The 19,751-nt window shown below is 61.1% G+C and carries 13 protein-coding genes and 1 pseudogene; 5 read left to right on the top strand and 9 right to left on the bottom strand.

All coding sequences use genetic code 11. The features are described 5' to 3' along the window. The 5 genes from O9K64_RS18310 to O9K64_RS18290 form a co-directional block, all read right to left on the bottom strand. On the bottom strand, window positions 1-259 hold a 259-nt coding region (locus tag O9K64_RS18310), incomplete at its 3' end, for a hypothetical protein (protein WP_275099547.1). Between the two features lie 45 nt (window positions 260-304). Beyond that, on the bottom strand, window positions 305-1,789 hold the full coding sequence (locus O9K64_RS18305) for a TULIP family P47-like protein (RefSeq protein WP_275099546.1): 1,485 nt from the start codon (window positions 1,787-1,789) through the stop codon (window positions 305-307). An 11-nt stretch (window positions 1,790-1,800) separates the two neighbouring features. Then, complete coding sequence (locus O9K64_RS18300; protein ID WP_275099545.1) at window positions 1,801-3,579, bottom strand: TULIP family P47-like protein; 1,779 nt, start codon at window positions 3,577-3,579, stop codon at window positions 1,801-1,803. A gap of 10 nt (window positions 3,580-3,589) precedes the next feature. Beyond that, the gene (locus O9K64_RS18295) at window positions 3,590-5,251 is read right to left on the bottom strand and encodes a TULIP family P47-like protein (RefSeq protein WP_275099544.1); all 1,662 of its coding nucleotides are present in this window, start codon (window positions 5,249-5,251) and stop codon (window positions 3,590-3,592) included. A gap of 22 nt (window positions 5,252-5,273) precedes the next feature. Then, window positions 5,274-7,172, bottom strand: coding sequence for a TULIP family P47-like protein (locus O9K64_RS18290; RefSeq protein WP_275099543.1), 1,899 nt, complete (start codon window positions 7,170-7,172; stop codon window positions 5,274-5,276). Window positions 7,173-7,457: 285 nt separating this feature from the next. Here O9K64_RS18290 and O9K64_RS18285 point away from each other — a divergent pair. The 5 genes and pseudogenes from O9K64_RS18285 to O9K64_RS18265 form a co-directional block, all read left to right on the top strand. Further along, window positions 7,458-7,704, top strand: a pseudogene (locus tag O9K64_RS18285) (integrase core domain-containing protein); the annotation flags it as partial. A gap of 103 nt (window positions 7,705-7,807) precedes the next feature. Next, entirely contained in the window at window positions 7,808-7,990 is a 183-nt protein-coding gene (locus O9K64_RS18280) for a hypothetical protein (protein WP_275099542.1), read from the top strand. 324 nt (window positions 7,991-8,314) lie between these two features. Continuing rightward, window positions 8,315-9,406, top strand: coding sequence for an efflux RND transporter periplasmic adaptor subunit (locus O9K64_RS18275; protein WP_275099541.1), 1,092 nt, complete (start codon window positions 8,315-8,317; stop codon window positions 9,404-9,406). Window position 9,407: 1 nt separating this feature from the next. Further along, on the top strand, window positions 9,408-12,530 hold the full coding sequence (locus tag O9K64_RS18270; RefSeq protein ID WP_275099540.1) for an efflux RND transporter permease subunit: 3,123 nt from the start codon (window positions 9,408-9,410) through the stop codon (window positions 12,528-12,530). Window positions 12,531-12,783: 253 nt separating this feature from the next. Continuing rightward, window positions 12,784-13,692, top strand: a complete 909-nt coding sequence (locus O9K64_RS18265; protein ID WP_275099539.1) for a DMT family transporter — start codon at window positions 12,784-12,786, stop codon at window positions 13,690-13,692. A 34-nt stretch (window positions 13,693-13,726) separates the two neighbouring features. On the opposite strand, the gene O9K64_RS18260 is transcribed toward O9K64_RS18265, so the two are convergent. From O9K64_RS18260 to O9K64_RS18245, 4 genes are read right to left on the bottom strand one after another with little or no spacing between them, the layout of a single operon-like run. Further along, entirely contained in the window at window positions 13,727-15,346 is a 1,620-nt protein-coding gene (locus O9K64_RS18260) for an alkaline phosphatase family protein (protein ID WP_275099538.1), read from the bottom strand. A gap of 34 nt (window positions 15,347-15,380) precedes the next feature. Then, window positions 15,381-16,670, bottom strand: a complete 1,290-nt coding sequence (locus O9K64_RS18255; protein ID WP_275099537.1) for a glycosyltransferase — start codon at window positions 16,668-16,670, stop codon at window positions 15,381-15,383. Next, window positions 16,667-18,916, bottom strand: a complete 2,250-nt coding sequence (locus O9K64_RS18250; protein ID WP_275099536.1) for a hypothetical protein — start codon at window positions 18,914-18,916, stop codon at window positions 16,667-16,669. The genes O9K64_RS18255 and O9K64_RS18250 overlap by 4 nt, the downstream gene beginning before the upstream one ends. Then, entirely contained in the window at window positions 18,913-19,677 is a 765-nt protein-coding gene (locus O9K64_RS18245; protein ID WP_275099535.1) for a TVP38/TMEM64 family protein, read from the bottom strand. The genes O9K64_RS18250 and O9K64_RS18245 overlap by 4 nt, the downstream gene beginning before the upstream one ends. Window positions 19,678-19,751 lie beyond the last annotated feature (74 nt).

Genomic DNA, 19,751 nt, shown 5'->3' with positions numbered 1-19,751 from the left:
CCGATGCAGTTGGTCCAAGATTGCCTTGCATCAGATACGCAGTAAAAGAGCATGTTCCGCAAATGAGCGGCGTGGCGATGCTTACGTTGCTGACCGCGGAGTCGAACCCGAAAGACACCGCCACCGCCTGGTTGGGCTCAAATGTGAGCGCGCGGTCCGCTACCCCGCCAACGTCGAGCAGCAAGGTGGCCCTCGCCGGCAGGGCTATCGTAAACAGGGCAATTGCAGCCAGCAGTGCTATCCGGATCGTGCTTTTCATTTTAAACCCTTCCTTTATATGAATGTGGGTCAAGTTTGTTGCAGTTCACGACGAGAATCCCGGGTCCCCAGCCAGTTGAAGCGAGTCATTGATGCCCACCCATGTGAGCTTGAAATCGTTGCTGCCAGACCATTGTATGGGGTCGGTGGTATTCAGTACGAGCATGTCGAGTGAGGGCGCGCTGGTCTGACCAATTGACGCGATCAGGTCGGGGGTTCCTTCCGACGCGCCGATTAGCAGGGCCGCGATCATAAGTCCGACCATCGTGCCGGCGCCTTCGGTCAGAACGGTGATGGCAAATCCGATAAGAACGCCGATCGGGGCTAGTGCGCCTTTGGCCAACTGGGTAGCCAGCTCTTCGGAATAGCTGTAATGCGTCACCGGGTCTCCCTCGGCAACGTAGTCGATGATTTGTTTCCCGTCTGCCCGGTTTTTGAGCTGTAGTCGGTATTTGCTGCGGCTGGAGCACAGGGCGTAGATATCCGGCGAGATGACCACCTTGGTGGTGGCCTCGATGCTGATGTGCTCGCCGTCGACCTTCAGGTAAAATGCGTGAAGCTCTGTTGGATACGCCTTGCCGTCCCTGCCTTTTACGGCTTTCACGGGCAGCATGCTTGAAGCAAGGCGAATTTCGTCGCGCGAATCGGATACGACAAAGTCCCCCGGCTTGGCGCCTTCGAACATGAAGGACATGGTCGGAAGCATCAGTTCCTCGAGTAAGCGAGCCTTCGAGATCAGGAAGCCGCTTCGGGCGCCGGGCGGAATGGCGTATTCCGAGACTTCGGGGAAGAGACCGTCTGGACTACGGTTTTGGGTCATACACAGAATTGCCAGGATCGAGTCGTCCGGCGAAGCCGGATTGTCGGCATAGGCATAGCTGGTGTAAGTCGGAAGCAGCCATTCGAATTGCCCCCGGTCTGCCTTCCGGTCGATGTCGACCAGCGAGAATATGTGGGTGAAGTCGTGCAGGTTTTCGTCGAACCATTGAGTCAGCGCACTGCGCGCCGCGATGACGATTGTCTCATCGTGAGGATCCAGCCCGAATTCGAGCGCCGCCAGCGTGACGGGCACCTGTTGCGGGTCATGCGCTCGCGATGCAACGGTCAATTTATGCAGTTTCCCGTCAACCTTGCGCTGTTCGCCGCCTTCGTGCGGGAGAAACGATAAACGCACTTCTATGACAGCCTGGGCGGGCCCCAGTGCGGTTGTCACCGGCTTGCCGTGTTCGTCCGGTATGTCGAATTCGAGTGTCGTCAACGGGACTCTGAAACGCACGATGTCGCCGGACCCGCCGCTGCACATCTGCCAGGGACCAAAGCTGCCACGAAAGGGTACGGCTCCAAGGGTGCTCGACTGGTAGGGATGCGCGAACACTGCGGGATAGGGTGCCGGGGACGCATTCCGTATCGCTGTATTGACATCTCGTATACGTATCGCAAACACCGTGTCCCAACCGAAGGTCGAAGCGACCTGGTCGCTTCTCACAACGGTCGGTTGGGTCAGTGGTTGATGTTCAGGGTCGGTCAACATTTTCGTGACGCCTAGGCTTGCACGACAGTAATTTCGCCGGAGATTTGCAGCGCATCGTGCAACTCGGCCTGATCGGGATCAAAACGGGTCGCATCCGCCCAAGTGATATTGAACAATACCTCCTCCGAAAACTTGGTCAGATCGGGAATCTTGGACTCGAGGGCGTCTTCGGCGACCGCCTGCATGATCTCGGGTGTGGCGGAAATGGTTGCCGCTGCACTTGCAGCCACCATCCGGCCTGCCAGTTTTGCCTTGCTCGTCTGGAAGTATCCCTGCACGCTCCTGGCGACCTGCCTGGCGCGCGTGAAAATCGCGCTGGTCTCTTCGGCCGCCACCGTTGCGGCCTCGCGCTCGAGCAGGGCCGTTTCTTCCGATGCCACGTTGGCAATCTCTGTCACAGCGACCTCTGCCGTTTCCGTCGCGATCGTACTCGCGCCTTCAGCCGCTTCTTCGGCAGCGGTCGCGGCGGTCCGCGAAGCAATCCCGCCGATTGCCTTGCCCGCGGCGCCACCGAGGGGGACTAATGCCACGGCCAACACAATGCCGCCTATTACCTCGGCCCAGGTCACCCACGCCTCCTTGGTGATTGTCGACCGTTGCGAGCGCCGGGTTTCGGTCAGGTGGAGGTAGCGATTCTTCATCGATATCTGCAGTTCCGAGGTGTAGGTGATGTACACGTCGATGCCGGGCGAAAACTCGAAATGCATGTCCTTGAAGGTGAGCCGCAACACCTGGCCATCGAGCTCCAGCGAAAAATCTCCCGCAGCGATATCGGGGTAGACGATCTTGTTCTTCAGATTTTCCGGAAGCCTCATCGGAGGCAGCTTCAGGTTGCGTTTGTTGGTGATTTCCTTGTCGTCGTTGGCGATCTCGAAATGTCCCCCGAATTCCTTCAGAAGCTTTTCCACCGATGCCTGGTCGGTGCATTGCGACGTGTCGATCTGGAACAGGAAGGGCAGGGCGGGTTCGATGAAATGGCGCAGAAAACGTTTGCGCGACAGGCTGAATGCTGCGCTCTTGCCGAACGGAATGGCGTTCAGATCGACCGAAGGCGACAAGCCGGCGGGGTCGCGTCCTTCGATCGTGTGAAGGATTGCGAACACGGATTGGTTCATTCTCTGTTCGTGCGTGAGCTGGCTCGTGTCGAATGGTTCCGCGGCGGCGTAGGCCACATAGGCCGGCTTGAGCCAGTACAGACCGGGCGCCTCGGCTTCCGCCTGCGTGACGTCCGCCGTGCAGAACACATGATCGAACAGCACGAGGTTGTCCAGGAACCAGTTCTGCAACGGCCCCGAAATCATGCCTGCATCGCCCGGCCCCAGGGGCTGGTTGTCATTGTCCATGATCGAAACAATCACCACCGGGGGGTTCGTGGGGTCGCTCTTGTCGACCAGCAGCTTGAGCGCTTTCTTCAACGAGCCGTCGTTGCCGGACGCATCGGATTTATCGCCGGACTTGTGGTCGAAAAACCACAGCTGAACCCGGATCAATACCCTGTAGTCGGCGAGATCGAGCCGGATCTGGTTCTGGTTATACCAGCCCTTGACGATCGGGCACTCCATCTGAATGTAGGCACCCGAACCACCCGTCGTGATCTGCCACATGCCCCACGTGCCATCCACGGTGCTCGAGCCGAGCTTGCCGTGGACGCTGCCTTGAAACTCGCCGGGCATCGACTGCGGCGTCGACTTGTAGGCATTCTGAATGGCGAGATTCAGGGCCGGGTAGCGTACGGCGAAGACGACGTCCCACCCCTTCGTCAGGTCGGTGTCTCCCATGGGTTGGCTCATCTCGTGCTCCTTAAGGTGTTGTAGGGAACGGGTTGCCGCCGATTTGCAGGGCATCGTTCAAGACCACGCTTGTTAGCCTGAACGCCGTTTGATCCGGCCAGGACACCGGAGACACCGCTTCCGTGGCAAACGCATCGACGGTGGGTATATCGGCGGTTTGGCCTTCCGCCTGCGCTGCGAGAATGTTTGCGATGTTGCCGATGACGGTGCCGACCGCGATGCCCGGCAGGCCGGCAGCCAGTCCAGCCTTGATTTTCAGCCAGTTGCGCGAAAAGAATCCCGGCATCGGCCCTGCCTTGGTCTGCACTCCGCCGCCTGCCGCCGAGCGAATGTCTTGCAGGGCATCGGAGGCCGATTCCGCTTCGGCCTGGCTCGCGGCCTCGCTGCTTTCCTCGGTGAGTGTCGATGAGATCGTTTTCATGGCAATGGCCTTGCCGGACTGCGTTGCGGTCTCTTCCGCCTCGATGGCCGCGCCTTCTGCTACGCCTTCGACGGCTGCGCCGATGGCGGCCCCGACGGCACAGGCCGCGATCGCTAGTCCCACGCCGGCGCCAACCGTCGTCCAGGTGACCCAGGACGCGATGATTACGTTGGAATTGGTTGTGGTGGAGTCTTCCACCAGTTGCAAGCGCTGGTCGCTTGTCAGCGACACCCGTGCACGGGACGTATGCGTGAGCTTGACCGTTACGCCCGCCTGCCACTCAAAGGTGAAGTCCTGCAGGCGCATGACCAGGGTGTTGCCGTCGAGTTCGAAGTTGAAGTTCCGCGCAGCGATGGTCGGCGAAACATCGCGCTCGTGCGCGGCGTGGCTGGCGGGTATGTTGAGCCTGGGAAACGCCAGATCCCGGGTATTGCGTATGCCCTTGTCGTCGTTGAAAAGTTCGAAATCATCGGCAGTGGCATTGCTGAACAGCGCAGCCATGCCAGGCTTGACCATCTTTTCGAAAAACAGCCATTTGTCGATGAGAAACGCGGCCCGGTCGTTATCGGAAATGGCGTTCGCCGACACCTCCTGCGTGAGGCCGGTCGCCTGGCGGCTCTCGGTCATGGCCAGCACTGCCAGAAAGCTGTTTTCCAGCGTGGGCGCGACCGACATTTGCGGCACGGATACCGTGAAGCTGATATTCGCGTTGGGTTTCAACCACTGCAGCGTTCCTTGCGCCTCCTTGTCGGCGATATTGATCGTCGCCAGCGAGGCCTTGAATGCCGTCTGATTGCCCAGCAAGGAACTCTTGAGCATCTGCCGAACGACGCTCTCGGTGGCCGCATCCAGTGAGCCGGCCGGCGTGATTGCGCTGACAACCAGATCGGTCGGCAGCAAGTCCCGCGACGACCCTGCCGCGGCGACCCAGGCCAGTCCCAGCTGCACGGTTGCGGTCATGCCGTCGAGGGCGGTCGTGACCGGCGTGCCGCTGGCCGGTGTCTTGGTCAAGGTGCTGCCTGGCACAAAATCGACGTCCAGAGTGAGCGTGCCGCCGCCTGTCTGCGACGCGGCGGTGATGCGCCAGCTTTTCAGGGTCGCCGCCAGCGAATACGTGCCAGTCGCCCCACTGCTGCTGCCGCTTGCGGCGGCCGGCCAGCCCGCCTGATTCTGCAGGATCGTCTTGTTTACGTCGGTCAATCGGATTGCGTAGACAATGTCCCACCCGTTGGTCAAACCTAAAGCTGGCATGTTTCGCTCCTTTGTCAAGTTGTTATTGCACTCGGCCGCGCATGTAAAAGCTTCCGGAGAAGCCCGCGTCGTTCACCTCGAAGTCCCGCATACCGCTCCACTTGACTGAATAGGCACCGCTCTTCGCTGGCGAGAAATTGAGGTTGCCACCGCGGACGGCGTCCGTGATCTGGAACAGGGTTGCCGTTTGAATCCCGGCGATGATGAGCCCTGGGATGCCCGCAAGCAGAAGGAAATAGTCGTACCAGGGAATATCGACATGTGATGTGATGTCAGGATGTGCATCGGCCTGGAAGGAGAACGACTGGCTGGCCTTGTCGAACTTGACCAGGCAGGTGTTTAGCGCCGAAAAATGCAGCGTGATATTCAGGCCCATGTCGCAGCTTCCGCTCAGGTTCGTGATGAGGGCGCCATGATCGCCCCTCACTTCCAGCGACTTCACCACCGGATGATACGTGCCTGCTCCGGCAGAGACGGCGCGCAGGCCGAACGGTTTCATGTTCACAATCGTTTGCGCGCTGCTGTCGAAGCTAAACGTTTCGGGCGAGGTGCCTGGAAAGATGCGTTGCAGCGCAGGTTGGAGCACTTTGCGGAGATAAACGTCTTTCGACAACACGAGTACGCCGGCATCGGGCGCGACATGCAGGATGTCGCCGAACGCCGCCGGGTCGACGCGCAAATCCTGCGGACGGATGGGGACGTTGTTTTGCGATCCGAGGAGCGCAACGAAGGTCTCCTCCATGCCCTGCGGCTGCGCAAAACAGAACGCACAACGTGCCGGCGCGAGCCAACTGTCCGATCCCGGTTTGGCGATGCTGACGGTGGCCAACACATATGTCATGGCTTCCGCGTTGGCGTCGAGGCACTGCGGCAAATGGGCTTTCAACCATTCGGCCGCCTGCTCGACTTGCCTGGCGGGGCCGTCGACCTTGATTACCGTGGCAAGCTGTCCGCCTTCGGCCTGACCCGCCTGGAATGCGAACCGCAACTCGTGCTGTCCCGGATCGCTGGCGGATGGAACCAGCGTCAAATCGGTCTGTACCGTGACCGTCAAACCCGACAGGTCAATTGCCTCGTTGCCCAGCCGCCCTTGCACCGTCAGCCTGCCTGCCACGATCGGTAGCGTCAGATTGATGAGGGTACCCGAGCTGCCCCGCGTGATCTGCCAGGTGCCCAAGCGGCCCGACATCTCCAGCTTTCTTTCGTCGTCCCGATAGGAAAATTCCGCCGCCAGGCGCTCGCTGTTGGCTGCCAGATCGCGGTTGACTTGCGTCATCGTGGTGGTGAACACCAGATCGAAACCGAGCGTCGAGACGGCCACAGGCACCGGCTCGGCCAATGCAGTGACTTTGGGCCCGGCCAGCGCGCCAGCCTGCTGCAGCAGCCAGAAGAGTGTCTCGGAATTGGTCTGAAGGCATGCGCGCATCGCGTCGGCGCGCCAGTCTTGTTCGGGGTCGACGGCCTGGCCCCAGTTCACGCTGGCAAAGTCCGCGCGGGTATTGGGGTTGGCGTCCGCGACAAACAACTCCAACCGGCTGATGCACGCCTTTTCCGGACCCTCCGGCCGGTGGACAAAAGTGCGCACTGGAGGAAGCTGCCTCGCAAGCTCTGCGAAATCGATTTCAATGTTGAGGCGACCGAACTCGCGCAATACCGGCTTGGCCTTGGGATCGGTACGTGTCGCCCACTCCCGGAGTTCCGCATGCAGCGTGGCGCGGCAGGGCTCCCCGTGATCCGTTCGTCCGAAGAAGTCCCAGGAGAGGCCGGTGAAAACCATGAACCCGCCCATGTCGCGGTATTGCCCCGCTTCATTTCTGCCGTACGCAAAAGGCACGCGAAAGTCGAGCGGACTGCTTGCGATCATGCGGTTCGCTTTGTCGACCTCACTTTTGTCCATTGGGATTAGTATTTGGTCATGCATTCCGTGCTTTCCTCTTTTTTTTATTTTCTTTTAGTGGGCTTAGGCAACCCCATGCCTGCGGCCTGGTCAGCGGCTTTTAGGTATCGTGCGGGGCGACAGCCCTGCCACGCGGTGGCAAGCCCTAAACTAACGGAGGACAGGTGAGCAAAAGGCAATATGCAAGCCAATATAAGAAAGTGAATTAAAACATAGTGTTATGGCTGCTGGTTTCAGTTGGGTTGCGACAAGTGTAAAAAAATTCGACATTCCGTAGCGCACAGAACATGGGTCGGATGGCTGATCCCAAGCATGAGCCGGCGTGGCAATTGCTGGGACAACAGTCCAATGGGGCGGTTTTTCAGAAGCTCAAAAAACGGAATGGGTTCCCGAGATCGGCTACACCTCGTTTCAGGAAGCGAAGCAGGAGATCACGGATTGGATCGTTGGGTATTCCAGCCAGTTCAAGCCGCATACCCACAATGGTGGATTGCCACCCAATATTGTAGAGAAACACGATAGGAGTGCTCAAAAAGACGTGGCCAAAATAAATTGACCAGTACAAGCCGGACATCGTCCTCCGACGGGCCTTTTTTCCGATCCGACCATCCCTGGCTGGACTAAGATAATCATGGAGCGCAGGCGATACGGAGGATGTCATGAGCGATCTACCGCATTTTACCCAGGCCACCAGAGAACTCACCAAGCAGTACACCAAGGCGTTGGATCAGGCGGCCCGGGAGCTGGGACGGAAGGGAACGCCCGAAGACCGGGTCGACTGGGAACAGGTCAATCAGCGGATGGCCGAGTGGTGGAAACAGCAGGGCTACCGGTTTCCCTGACCGGTTTCCGGCTCCATGTTAGCTACCGGGGATGTCCATTCCAGGGAGGCGCCGTTGCGTGACCAGCGCCGGTCGCGCGTCTGCCGCCAACAGGCGGGTGTTCGAAGCCATAGAACCTGGTGGGTTGCCGCACCTGTTTCCGGTCAAAAATGCCGAATATTGATGTAAAAAACACGGATTACTTTATTTCTGTCGAATCACGCCGCGATTCCTCCTGGAAAGATCTGCAGTTGCAGTACCCTTCCTGAACTGATTGACCCGCTTGATCCGGTGCCTTAGCCTAGGTCGGTTATTCCAAAAACCGAGTGAGAGGGCCTTTTTGCGATGCGTCGTTTTTCCTATTGGGGGCTGCTGGGGGGTCTGGCGATCGTTCTTTTTGGTGCCGCCTATCACTTCCTCTACCAGGGTGGCAATCAGTGGATTGCATCACCTCCGCCGAAAGCCGCCAGCACACCCGTCGAAAAGGTTACCCGGGTAGAGGCCGCGCCCGTTTCGGTCGAAACGGTGCTCGAGTCTATTCATGCGGTCGCCACGCTGCGACCAAACGAGGCGGTTATTGTTGCGCCGGAGATTGCCGGGCGCATTGCGAGCCTGCCCTTCGACGAGGGCGACACGGTCGAGGCCGGTGCGGTACTGGTCGAACTTGATTCAACCATATTGCAGGCAGAACTACGCAAGGCGCAGTCCGAACTGGCCCTCGCCAAAGCCAACCAGAACCGCATCATGACGCTGGCGAAACAGGGGACCGGTACACTACGTGAGCGCGACGAGGCGGTGGCCGCCTACCAGTCGGCAACCGCGAATGTCGCGCTCGCCAGGGCACGACTCGGCAAGTCAACGATTACCGCGTCATTGTCCGGCGTGGTCGGCGTACGCGCGGTCAGTGTCGGGGCCTATGTCAGTCCCGGTCATCATATCGTTGAACTGGTGGATATCGACCCGATCAAGGTGGATTTCCGGGTGCCCGAGCTCTCCCTTCCCGCGGTGCGGGTCGGGCAGTCCGTTCGCGTCACCGTCGATGCTGTGCCGGGACAGACTTTTGCTGGCGAAATCTACGTTATCGATCCCGTCGTGGATGCCAACGGTCGTGCCATTCGATTGCGCGCGCGCATCCCGAATCCTGACGGCCGGCTATCCCCGGGTTTGTTCGCCCGCGTACAGATCATTGTTGACCGGCGGGAAAATGCCCTGCTGATTCCGGAGTCGGCCGTCTTCGCCAATGGTCTGAAACGTTATATCTATCGGGTGGTCGATGGGCGCGCGGTCCAAACCGAGATTGAGCTGGGGCAGCGGTTGCCGGGCAGGGTGGAGGTGCAGCGCGGGCTGGAAAGCGATGCGCTCGTCGTTACCGCCGGTCACCAGCAGATCAGGGATGAGAGTCGGGTAACGATCACCACATCCCGTGCGGGAACCTGACATGGGGTTCTTTGAATTTTTCATCCGCCGGCCCGTCTTTGCGACGGTTGTGAGCCTGATCATTGTATTGATCGGCGTCGTCTCCTATTCAAAGCTCACGGTCCGGGAATATCCCAATATCGATGAACCCATCGTCTCCGTCCGCACCAACTATCTGGGTGCCAGTGCCGAGATCATCGAGAGCCAGGTGACCCAGGTGCTGGAAAGCTCGATCGCCGGTATCGAGGGCATCGATACAATGACTTCGAGCAGCAAGCCGGAAGAGAGCCGCATCACGGTGCGCTTTCGCCTGAGCACCGACCCGGACGTGGCCGCCAGCGATGTGCGCGACCGCGTGGCGCGGGTGCGTGGACGGCTGCCCGCGGAGATCGAAGAGCCGGTGATCGCCAAGGTGGAGGCGGATGCCCAGGCGATCGTCTACATCGCCTTTACCAGCGATCGCCACGAAACGATCGAGATCTCCGACTATGCCGACCGCTATGTGCGTGACCGTCTGCAGAATATCCCCGGTGTTGCCGAAGTGCGCATCTTTGGTGAACGGCGCTATGCCATGCGCATCTGGCTCGACCGTGCCCGACTGGCCGCCTATGACCTGACGGTGTCGGACATCGAAAATGCCCTGCGCGAGCAGAATGTGGAGGTGCCTTCGGGGCGGATCGAGAGCCTGGACCGCGAGTTCACGGTGCTGTCGCGCACCGGGCTGGTCACGCCGGCACAGTTCGAACGCATCATCATCAAGGACGCGGGCGGCTTTCCGGTACGTCTGGGCGATGTGTCGAAGATTGCACTTGGTCCCCAGGACGAGCGGCGTATCACCCGGTTCAATGGCAACCGCGCTGTTATCCTCGGCATTGTCAAGCAGGCGACAGCCAATCCACTCGACGTCTCCCGGGCCATGCACAAGGTCCTGCCCGAACTGACCGATGAACTGCCCCAGGGCATGAGCGCCACCATCGCCTACGACAAATCCATTTTTATCGATCGTTCGATTGCGGCCGTCTATACCACGATCGCCGAGGCAGTGGCGCTGGTGGTCATCTTCATCTTTATCTTTTTGCGCACGGTGCGGGCGACCATCATACCACTCGTCACCATCCCGGTATCGTTGATCGGCGCCTTCGCGCTGATGGAACTGTTGGGTTTTTCCATCAATTCATTGACGCTCCTGGCGATGGTGCTGGCCATCGGACTCGTGGTCGACGACGCGATCGTGGTGCTGGAAAATATCCACCGCCATATCGAGGCGGGTATGAAACCGTTCCGTGCGGCCATCGTCGGCATCGGCGAGATCTCCAGTGCGGTCGTCGCCATGACCCTGACGCTTGCCGCCGTCTACGTGCCGGTCGCCTTCGCGCCCGGACGGACCGGCAAGCTGTTTGCAGAGTTTGCCCTGACCCTGGCCGGCGCGGTGCTGGTCTCCGGTCTTGTGGCACTGACCCTCAGCCCGATGATGTGCTCCCGCCTGTTGCGCGATCACGAAAGGCACGGTGTGCTATACAACGCTTTCGAACGCCTCATCGTGGGTCTCAACAACGGCTACAGCAGGACCCTCACCGCCACTCTGCGGATGCGTCCGCTGGTTGTGGTCATCGCCTTGCTTGCCGCGGGCGCGGGCTATTTTCTTTTCATGGAATTGAAGTCGGAACTGGCACCGATCGAGGATCGCGGCGTGCTGTTTACCGCCGGCCATGCGCCCGAAGGCTCCACCATCGATTTCACCGGCCGTTACGTCGAGGATTTCGAGACCCTGCTACGGGAGATCCCGGAGGTGCAGCACGCCTTCGTGATCATCGGTTCGCGCGCGGTGACCGAATTGATTTCGTTCTCGCAACTGATTCCGTGGGAACAGCGCGAGCGCACGCAGATGGAAATCCTCAGCGAGTTGCAGCCAAAACTCCGCGATGTCACCGGGGTTCGCGCATTTGGCAACAATCCCGGTTCGTTCGGTCAGAGCGCGCGCAACAAGCCGATCGAGTTTGTCATCCAAACCCCCGAGAGCTATCAGAAGTTGGATCAGTACCTGGCGCTGATCCTGGCCGAGGCTGAAGATTACCCCGGCCTCATCAACCTTGACAGTGACCTGCGGCTCAACAAGCCACAGATCGACGTGGAGGTGGATCGCGAGCGCGTCGCCGACATGGGTGCCGGCGTACTGACCGTGGGAAGAACGCTCGAAACCCTGCTGGGCGGGCGGCAGGTGACGCGCTTCAATCAGAACGGCGAACAATACGATGTCATCGTTCAGGTTGCCGCGGACGACCGGCGCACTCCGGGTGACCTCAACGACATCTACGTGCGCGGCAGTGGCGGGACCATGGTGCAACTTTCGAACCTGGTGAAGATGCGCGAGAGCGTCGCGCCCAAGGAGTTGAACCGTTTCAACCAGTTTCGCTCGGCGACCATTACCGGCAATATCGCTCCGGGTTATTCGCTGGGCGAGGGGCTCGATTTCCTTGAAGCGGCGGCCGGGCGCGTCTTGCCGCCGACGGTACGTTACGATTTTGCCGGCGAATCGCGTGAATTCAAGGAAGCGGGCAGTAGCCTGCTGTTTGTCTTCGTACTCGCGCTCGGGTTCATCTTTCTTGTCCTGGCGGCGCAGTTCGAGAGCTTTGTCGACCCGCTTATCATCATGCTGACGGTGCCGCTGACCATGACGGGCGCGCTGCTGGCGCTGAATCTCACCGGTGGGACGTTGAACATCTACAGCGAGATCGGTCTGGTCACCCTGATCGGGCTGATCAGCAAGCACGGTATCCTGATTGTCGAGTTCGCCAATACGCTGCAGGCCCAGGGCAGGCCGCTCCGGGATGCGGTGATTGAAGCGGCTGGCCTGCGTCTGCGGCCGATCCTGATGACCACGTCCGCCATGGTGGCGGGTGCGTTGCCCCTCGCGCTGGCTGCCGGTACGGGCGCGGAAAGCCGGCAGGAGATCGGCTGGGTGATTGTGGGCGGTATGACATTCGGCACGCTCCTGACCCTGTTTGTGTTGCCGACCGCTTATACCCTGCTCGCCAGGGACCGCTCCAGGAGCGAAGGCGATGGCGAGCTGGCGGTGGATCTGCCGGAGACAAGCCATCATGTGAGGCCAACAAGGCAGGCCAATCCTTACAGACCGGGTGAGTAGTTACACATTTTCATCCAATCTCCTGTTGACACGGCTCCCGGACAGCGGTGAAACTGGGTGCATGAAAACCCATCTCCTACGCAAACCGGAATACCTGGTCGCATGGCGTCTACCGCGACGTGCTGTGCCCTGTGCGCCGGTCAGTGTGAGGTGATTTTGCATTAAGTAGCGTTAAACCCGACACTGAAAAGGCCGCAGGTTCCGACGAATCTGCGGCCTTTTTTTTATCGACCAATAATTAGGAGAAGGGATCATGTCGGTACCGATGGCGTACCTCGGGGTTATCGTGATCTGGACCACCACCCCGCTGGCGATCCAGTGGAGTGGCGACGGACCGGGTTTCCTGTTTGGTGTCGCCAGCCGCATGAGCATCGCGGCGGTGGTGGCGTTGATCATGGTCGCCCTGCTTGGCTACGGCATGCGCTGGGACAGGCAGGCACGACGCGCCTATGTTGCCGCCGGTCTGGGTATCTATCTCGCGATGCTCTGCGTCTACTGGTCGGCCCAGCAGATTCCGTCCGGCTGGATCTCGGTCATCTTCGGCCTGTCACCCTTGATCACCAGCCTGTTCGCCTATCTGTGGCAGGGGGAGCGGGGTGTTTCCCCTACTCAGGTGGGCGGCATGCTGCTCGGTGTCCTCGGTCTGGCGGTGATGTTCGGCAGCAGCCTGGACATGGCCAGTAGCGTGGTCTACGGCATGCTGGCGATCCTGCTCGGGGTCACCTTTCACTCGGCCAGTGGCGTGATCGTCAAGCAGATCAATGCCGACATCCCGGCCATCGTGCAGACCGCCGGCGGGCTGCTGGTGGCGACGCCGCTGTTCGATCTGACCTGGTATCTGTTCGATGGAGTCTGGCCGGTCAGCCTGCCGTTCAAGGCCGCGCTGTCGATCCTCTATCTGGCCACCTTCGGCTCGGTACTCGGTTTCGCGCTCTACTTCTTCGTACTGAAGCGCCTGGCGGCCACCCAGGTGGCGCTCATCACCCTGATCACCCCGGTCGGGGCGTTGCTGCTCGGCCATCTGGTCCAGAATGAACCCCTGTCCCTGACCATCATCGCCGGCACCGCGCTGATCCTGTGCGGCTTGGCCCTGTTTCAGTTCGGTGCCGTGCAGCTGGCGCGGCTGCAACGGCTGCAGCTCGCCGCCGGCGAGGAGGGGTGATGTGAATGTCGGGGTGGGCCGGCTGCAAGCGGCCCTAAGTTTGTCCAAGCCGTTGCAGCACGGCCTCGCGTAAATCGTTGAGCCGTAGATAATCCCGGGATCGCGCCGGGAGCTGGGCGTCCCGTGGCAGCAGGCTGAAGCCATGGGTCTCATCGGGTGTGGCACCCGCATGCGAACCACCCTCGGTGGCGAAGGTGATCGGCGTTGCCCCCTGGTGCCAGCCCAGCAGGATGACATCCCCCGCATCGGGATGCCGGCACAGGCTTATCAGATCCTGTTCGAGCTCGCCGAGAAAGGGATGGTCGGCGCCAAACAGTTCGGCGGCCTGTCCCGGCAGCGTAAACTCGGCCGTTGCCGTCCAGGCATGGATCCGCTGCGAATCCTCCGCAATCAGGGTGACCGGCACCTGATGACGACGGGCCAGGTCGCGGGCCACCTGGCGGCGCTGGTCGATATCCAGTTTGTCGGGCGCATAGACCTGGCCGACCGGCCCCAGTGCCGCCACCTGCACGGTTTCCTCCGCTTCCGGTTCCGCGGCCAGTCCGGCCAAGGCGAACAGGCGCTGGAAGCGGTGGCCGCCCAACAGGCGGACCCGTTGGGTCTGGATGCCGTTCGGAGAGGTTGCCCGCGAACGGGTGGATACGCTTTGCAGGCGGGAGAAGACCTCCGCCACGGCGGTTTCGATACCGCCCTCCTGCAGGTATTTATAGGGCAGGGCCGCGTGTTGGCCGTGATCCGAGTAGACCCAGACCTGATAGCGGCGCCTGGGCGCGTGCCGGGTCGCGCGCCAGAGCCGGGCGATGGCATCGTCGATGCCTTTGAGCGTCCAGTGGGCGAACAGGGAATCCGGTCCGCGGCGATGCGCCTGCTCGTCGTAGCCGAGAAAATTGATATGGATGATGGGCAGGCCCCGGTTGATATCGATCTTGCCGCCAATGACGCACAGCTCGCGCAACAGGATGGAGATGGCGACACGGGCGGGGATGAATTTAAGCTCCTTGATAAAGTCGTGTCCGTGTGAAATGCCGCGCATGAAATCCACCAGTGCCAGTAGCAGTTCCAACCCCAGGAGCACGCCGATACGGAGAAAACTGTAGGAGTTGCTGATCAGGAAAACCAGTAGCGCAAGGGGGTTGGCGGTGCGCAGCGCCGGACCCCAGCCCAGCGATGCGGGGCAGAAATGCGCTTCCGCCGCGCCACCGGTGAAGTTGTCGGCATAGGCGCTGCCGCCGGCCAGCAAGGCCGCATTGCCACTTTGCCGCAGGCGGCTTTCCACCCGGCTTGCGGCATCGGGTTCGTACATGCGGATGATCCTGCGGCTCTCCCGATCCCTGAATGAAAAGGCCGGGACAGCGGTCTTTACACCGTAGAAGAGTTCCGCCTGAGCCGCCGGTGTGGCCGCGGGGAGACCGGAGTACTGGGCGTGAAGACGATACTGTTCGCGCTTGAGCAAGCGCCTGAGAAATGGCATTTCACCCTTCTTCAGCGCTTGCCTGAGCTGCGGCTCGGAGAGCCCGTCGACCTGGATCAGCACCACCCCCGGCCGGCTGGAGGGGCCTTCGGAGACTGGCAGCCGGAACAGACGGGTCAGCCAGTGGCTGCGGTTGAGGTTACGCCGGATACCCCGCAGCAGGGTGTTGATTCGCGCCATCATGGGTGCACCCGGTCACGGCGGCGTGGCGGTGGCATCAGCGGTTACCGTTGTCCGTAGCCCGGGGTTTGCTCAAGGCCCCATCGCCGGCACGGGTCACACTGCCGATAATCTCCCATTCCGCCTTGATCCGCGCCATCATCTGTTCCCAGCCGCGCTCGGCCTCGCGGCTGGGCTTCGCCGTTCCCTGCTGCAATGATGCAAAGCATTCGAGCGCCTGGTCGGCCGACCGCGACATGGAAAAGGTCTCGGCCGTCTCGCGTGCGGCGGCGATCTGGCGCTCCATCTGTTCCGCCGGCAGGTCATGTGCCCAGGCTAGCGCGCCGCTGAACGCCTCGATGGTCAGCTCCTGCAGCAGGCGGCCGTTTTGCCGGTCCCTGACCACTTCGCGCACGCCCGTGGCGTCCAGGGCAACCACCGGCAGACCGGCGGCCATCGCTTCGGTCAGCACCATCCCCTGGGTCTCGCTTTGCGAAGCGAAGGCAAACAGGTTCATCGCGCTCAGTGCATTGCTCAGCTCCCGGGGTGGCAGGATGCCGCAAATCAGCAGCCGCGCTTCGAGTCCGGCCTGGGAAAAGATGGCCCGTATCGCGGCCTCCGCGGGGCCGGTGCCGATGACCAGAAACCGTGCCTGCCGGTGCGAGCGGATAAATTCGGCAACCGCCCTGGCGAGGAATTCCAGATTCTTCTCCGCTGCCAGGCGTCCCAGGTGGCCGACGACAAAACTGTCCGCGGGGATATGGTGCTGTTTTCGAAAGGACGCACCGTCACCGTGGGCAAATAGCGCCACTTTCACGCCGGTGGGCAGGACCCGGATGGGTGTGGTGACGCCGCGCTTGAGCAGCAGTGCGCGGATACTTTCGCTCGGCGCAAAGACCTGATGCGTCAGGTTGGCATAATGGGTGGCCAGTTCGATGACGAAGCGTTTCAGTAGCGGCGAGTCGCCCGGCACATAGTGGGTGTACTGCTCGTAGAGGGTGTGATGGGTGAAGACGAGGGGCAGTTGAAAATAGCGGGCGGTGCGCACCGCGGTCATACCCAGTAGAAACGGGTGTTGGGCATGGATGATGTCCGGCTGGAATGCCTCCAGTTTGTCGGTCAGGCCGGTGGGGATGGGCAGGGCCACGGAGAAATCGCTGGTATTGAAGTTCTGTATCGCCGGTATGCGGATGACATCGATCTCGTTTTTCGGGGTGTTGGCAAATTCCGGTGCGACCACCAGTACCCGATGGCCACGTTCGCGGTAGGCTTCGGTAAAGGCCTCCACCGAGCGGGCCACGCCACCGACATGTGGCGTAAAGGTGTTGCTGAAGATAACGATATTCATACCTTCATGACCTTTCTGCTTAGGGTGAGGGTGTGCTGGCCGGTCTCAACAGCGACAGCGGCGAAGCCGGGCAGGCGGATTTCCATGGCCGGTTGATCGCTATGCCAGGCGCCCTGCCAGTCGACGCGGACCTGCGCTTCATCGGTCGGGGTAAGGGCGATCGAAATCGACCCGAACGTGGTGGGGGCCGGTCCGAAACTGATGGGCTGGCGCTGTTCGAGCCAGCGGCCGGGGATACCGCCACAGAGGATCAGGCGGTCATCCTCCTCGCGCACGAAGCAGTTGCGGATGATCAGCACCCATTCGGCGGAGGCCCATACGTGATGGCCGTCGCCCATACAGCCGCCCCCGGTGCGTGGGTGGATTGCTTCGGGCCATTGTCCGGTGGAGGTTGCCAGGGCGGCGACCGTATCCATCAACTCGAGATAACGCGGGTCAGCGGCCCTGAGCAGGACCTGGGCCACATGCAGGGTCAGATAGGCATTGAGGCCGGAATGGATCATGTCCTGAAAAAATGCGCCGTCAACAAAACAGTTGGACAACAGAAATTCGACACAATCCAGTAAGCGTGGATCGTCGGGTGGGCAATCCTGCAGCGGATAGCCGATGGCCAGTGAACCGATGGCCCCGGCATCCAGCCGGCGATAGGGCGAGGCGGGCATGGCCGGGCGGCCCAGGCGCCGGGCACAACTATCCAGGCTGCGATCGACCGCGGCGGTGAACGCCTGCGCCGCGCGAAGGTAACTTTCGCCGAGGTCGGCCGCGTGCCCATTGATCAGTTCATGGGCGGCGCGCAATCCGGCGATGCACCAGAAGTCATCCCAGTAGTAATAATCATTCGGGCCCAGATGTTCGGCGCTGAATCCGGCCGGCAGCAGCCCGGCATGCGGGGCGTCGATGTCATCGGCCAGCCGCTTGCGGATGATCCAGCGGGCACCGCGCTGGATAGGCGTGTGCCAGTCGGCTGTGAGCCTTTGACCGGTCAGCTGCTCGAACCGGGAGAGTATCCACAACACCTCGCCGTTGGCGTCCCACTCACCCTCCTGGGAGCGGAAATAGCCCAGCGGGGTCTGCCGCTCCGGAAAACGCGACAGTGCCCGTTCGGCCCGATCGTTCAGCCCCAGGCACAACAGGGCGTGGATGATGAAGGCGGCATCGCGAAACCAGAAGCGTTTATAGGTGTAGGGACCGGGATAGACATCGTGGGGGGAGTGCAGTACCAGCGAGGTGACCGCGGCATCGTAGAGAAACTGGTAACGCGCTTCGGGGCAGCGCAGCCTGCAGGCCTGCTGGCGCACGCTCGGCCAGTCACTGTCCGGTTGGCTTGCGCCGTTGTTATCCAGGGGGATGCGCACGTCCAGTGCGGTCTCGCCATGGGCCGCGATCGGGAACAGCGCGGCGGCCGTGACCATGCCGAGGTCGCACAGCCCTTCCGCCTGATCCTCAAGTTCTGTGAGGTGGATAAAGACATCGCCGGCACGATAATCGGACATGTGATGGCGTTCGGCCGGTGCGCTGAATTCGATCGTGTGGTTCGCGTCGACTGTCCAGCGTCGGCGATCCGCAGAGAGGCTGACCTGGTGGATGAAGCTGATCCCCTCGGGGTTGTAGGGCCGCAGTACCAGGGCCAGCCAGGCCGGAGTGGCGCTACCGGCGGTCAGCGTCAGCCGGCATACCGGCCTGCCGGCAACGGGATGCACGCTGGCCCGGCTGGTCAAAACCATGCCATCGGCCTGGCTGCGGGTGGTTATCGATAAGCTGTCCGCCATATCCTGTCGCTGCTCGCTGGCCACCGCCAGTGACGGCAGCAGGGTGCGGCCGTCTTCCGTGATCACCCAGCCGTCCAGCGACCAGCCGTCAAAACAGGGGGTGAGCAGGCCGCGAGGGTCGACCAGGGAGAGCTCCTCGCTACCGGGATAGCCGATGGCGGTCCAGTTGCGATGGGTGAGATTGATGTGGGAGAAGGAGAATGCCCGTGGGGTGAAGGAGACGTCGTGCGGATCGAACTGGCGTTTGATCCAGTAGGGCCACACCCAGTCCAGGTTGTTCTGAATGACCTTGCTGTTGATCAGGCCGCGGGCATGGAATATCACGCCGGCACGCAGTAGTTCGATCGGCTCGCCCACCTCGGAAGGCTGGGCAAAGCTGCGCAGCCTGGCCATCAATTCGATGGGATCGAGGAAGCCCTGGCTGCGTATGGCCCGGCGGATGATAAAACGCAGCGGTAACCATTTCGTCCAGCTCACGATACCTCCTCTTTCGGGTCGGTGCTGCGGGTGTAGCGGTTCAGTGCGCGACGCGCCAGCCGGTTGAAAAACACGATCGCGACCACGGTGGCGATAAAGCCGGTGGCGTAGAGCACCCACTCCAACGGGCTGCGGCCGATCTCCTGTTTACCCAGGGTGGCGAGATCGGCGGCGATGGAGCCGAGATAGACGTTGTGTAGGGAGAAGGGGATGAAACCGATCAGCGAGCCCAGCACATAGCCGCGAAACGAGAAACCGGTCATGCCGAAAAAGTAATTGGATATCTTGCTGGGAAAAAACGGGATGAGCCTGGTTAACAGGACCACTTTCCAGTCGTGGCGGGTCATCTCCTCGCTCACCATCCGCAGTCGGCTGTGCGCCACAATAAAATGCCTGGCGCGTCTGCCAAACAGATAACGGGCGATCAGAAAGGCGAGGGCGGCACCCAGTGTGGTACCGAGCACGACGTAGAGCGTGCCTTCCAGGAGACCGAAGACGAAACCGGCGCCGGTGGTAAACAGAATGCCCGGGAGCAGCAAGACCACCACCCCCGCCATGATCAGGATGAACAGGGTCGCCGCCCACGCCCCCTGTGCGTCGACCCACTGCAACAGGCTCAACAGCTGTTCATGAACGCCGAAGTAGACCAGCGCCCCCACGATCAGGGTGACGAACAGGATGCTCCCGGCCATGGCCCACAGGGGCGATTTCAGGTGCCTGATCGGAGACTGGGTCGGCGAATCGTTCGGTGTGTCGTTCATCTGTCCCGGGTCATTGGGTACGCTAACGGCGTACAAACAGTATAGTTGTCCGCCTGGCGGTAATGGGGTCTGCC

The sequence above is a fragment of the Sedimenticola hydrogenitrophicus genome (assembly GCF_029017505.1).
Lineage (GTDB): Bacteria > Pseudomonadota > Gammaproteobacteria > Chromatiales > Chromatiaceae > Sedimenticola > Sedimenticola hydrogenitrophicus_A.
The sequence above is the reverse complement of the archived record's forward strand: the minus strand, read 5'-3'. Positions and strand labels throughout refer to the sequence as shown.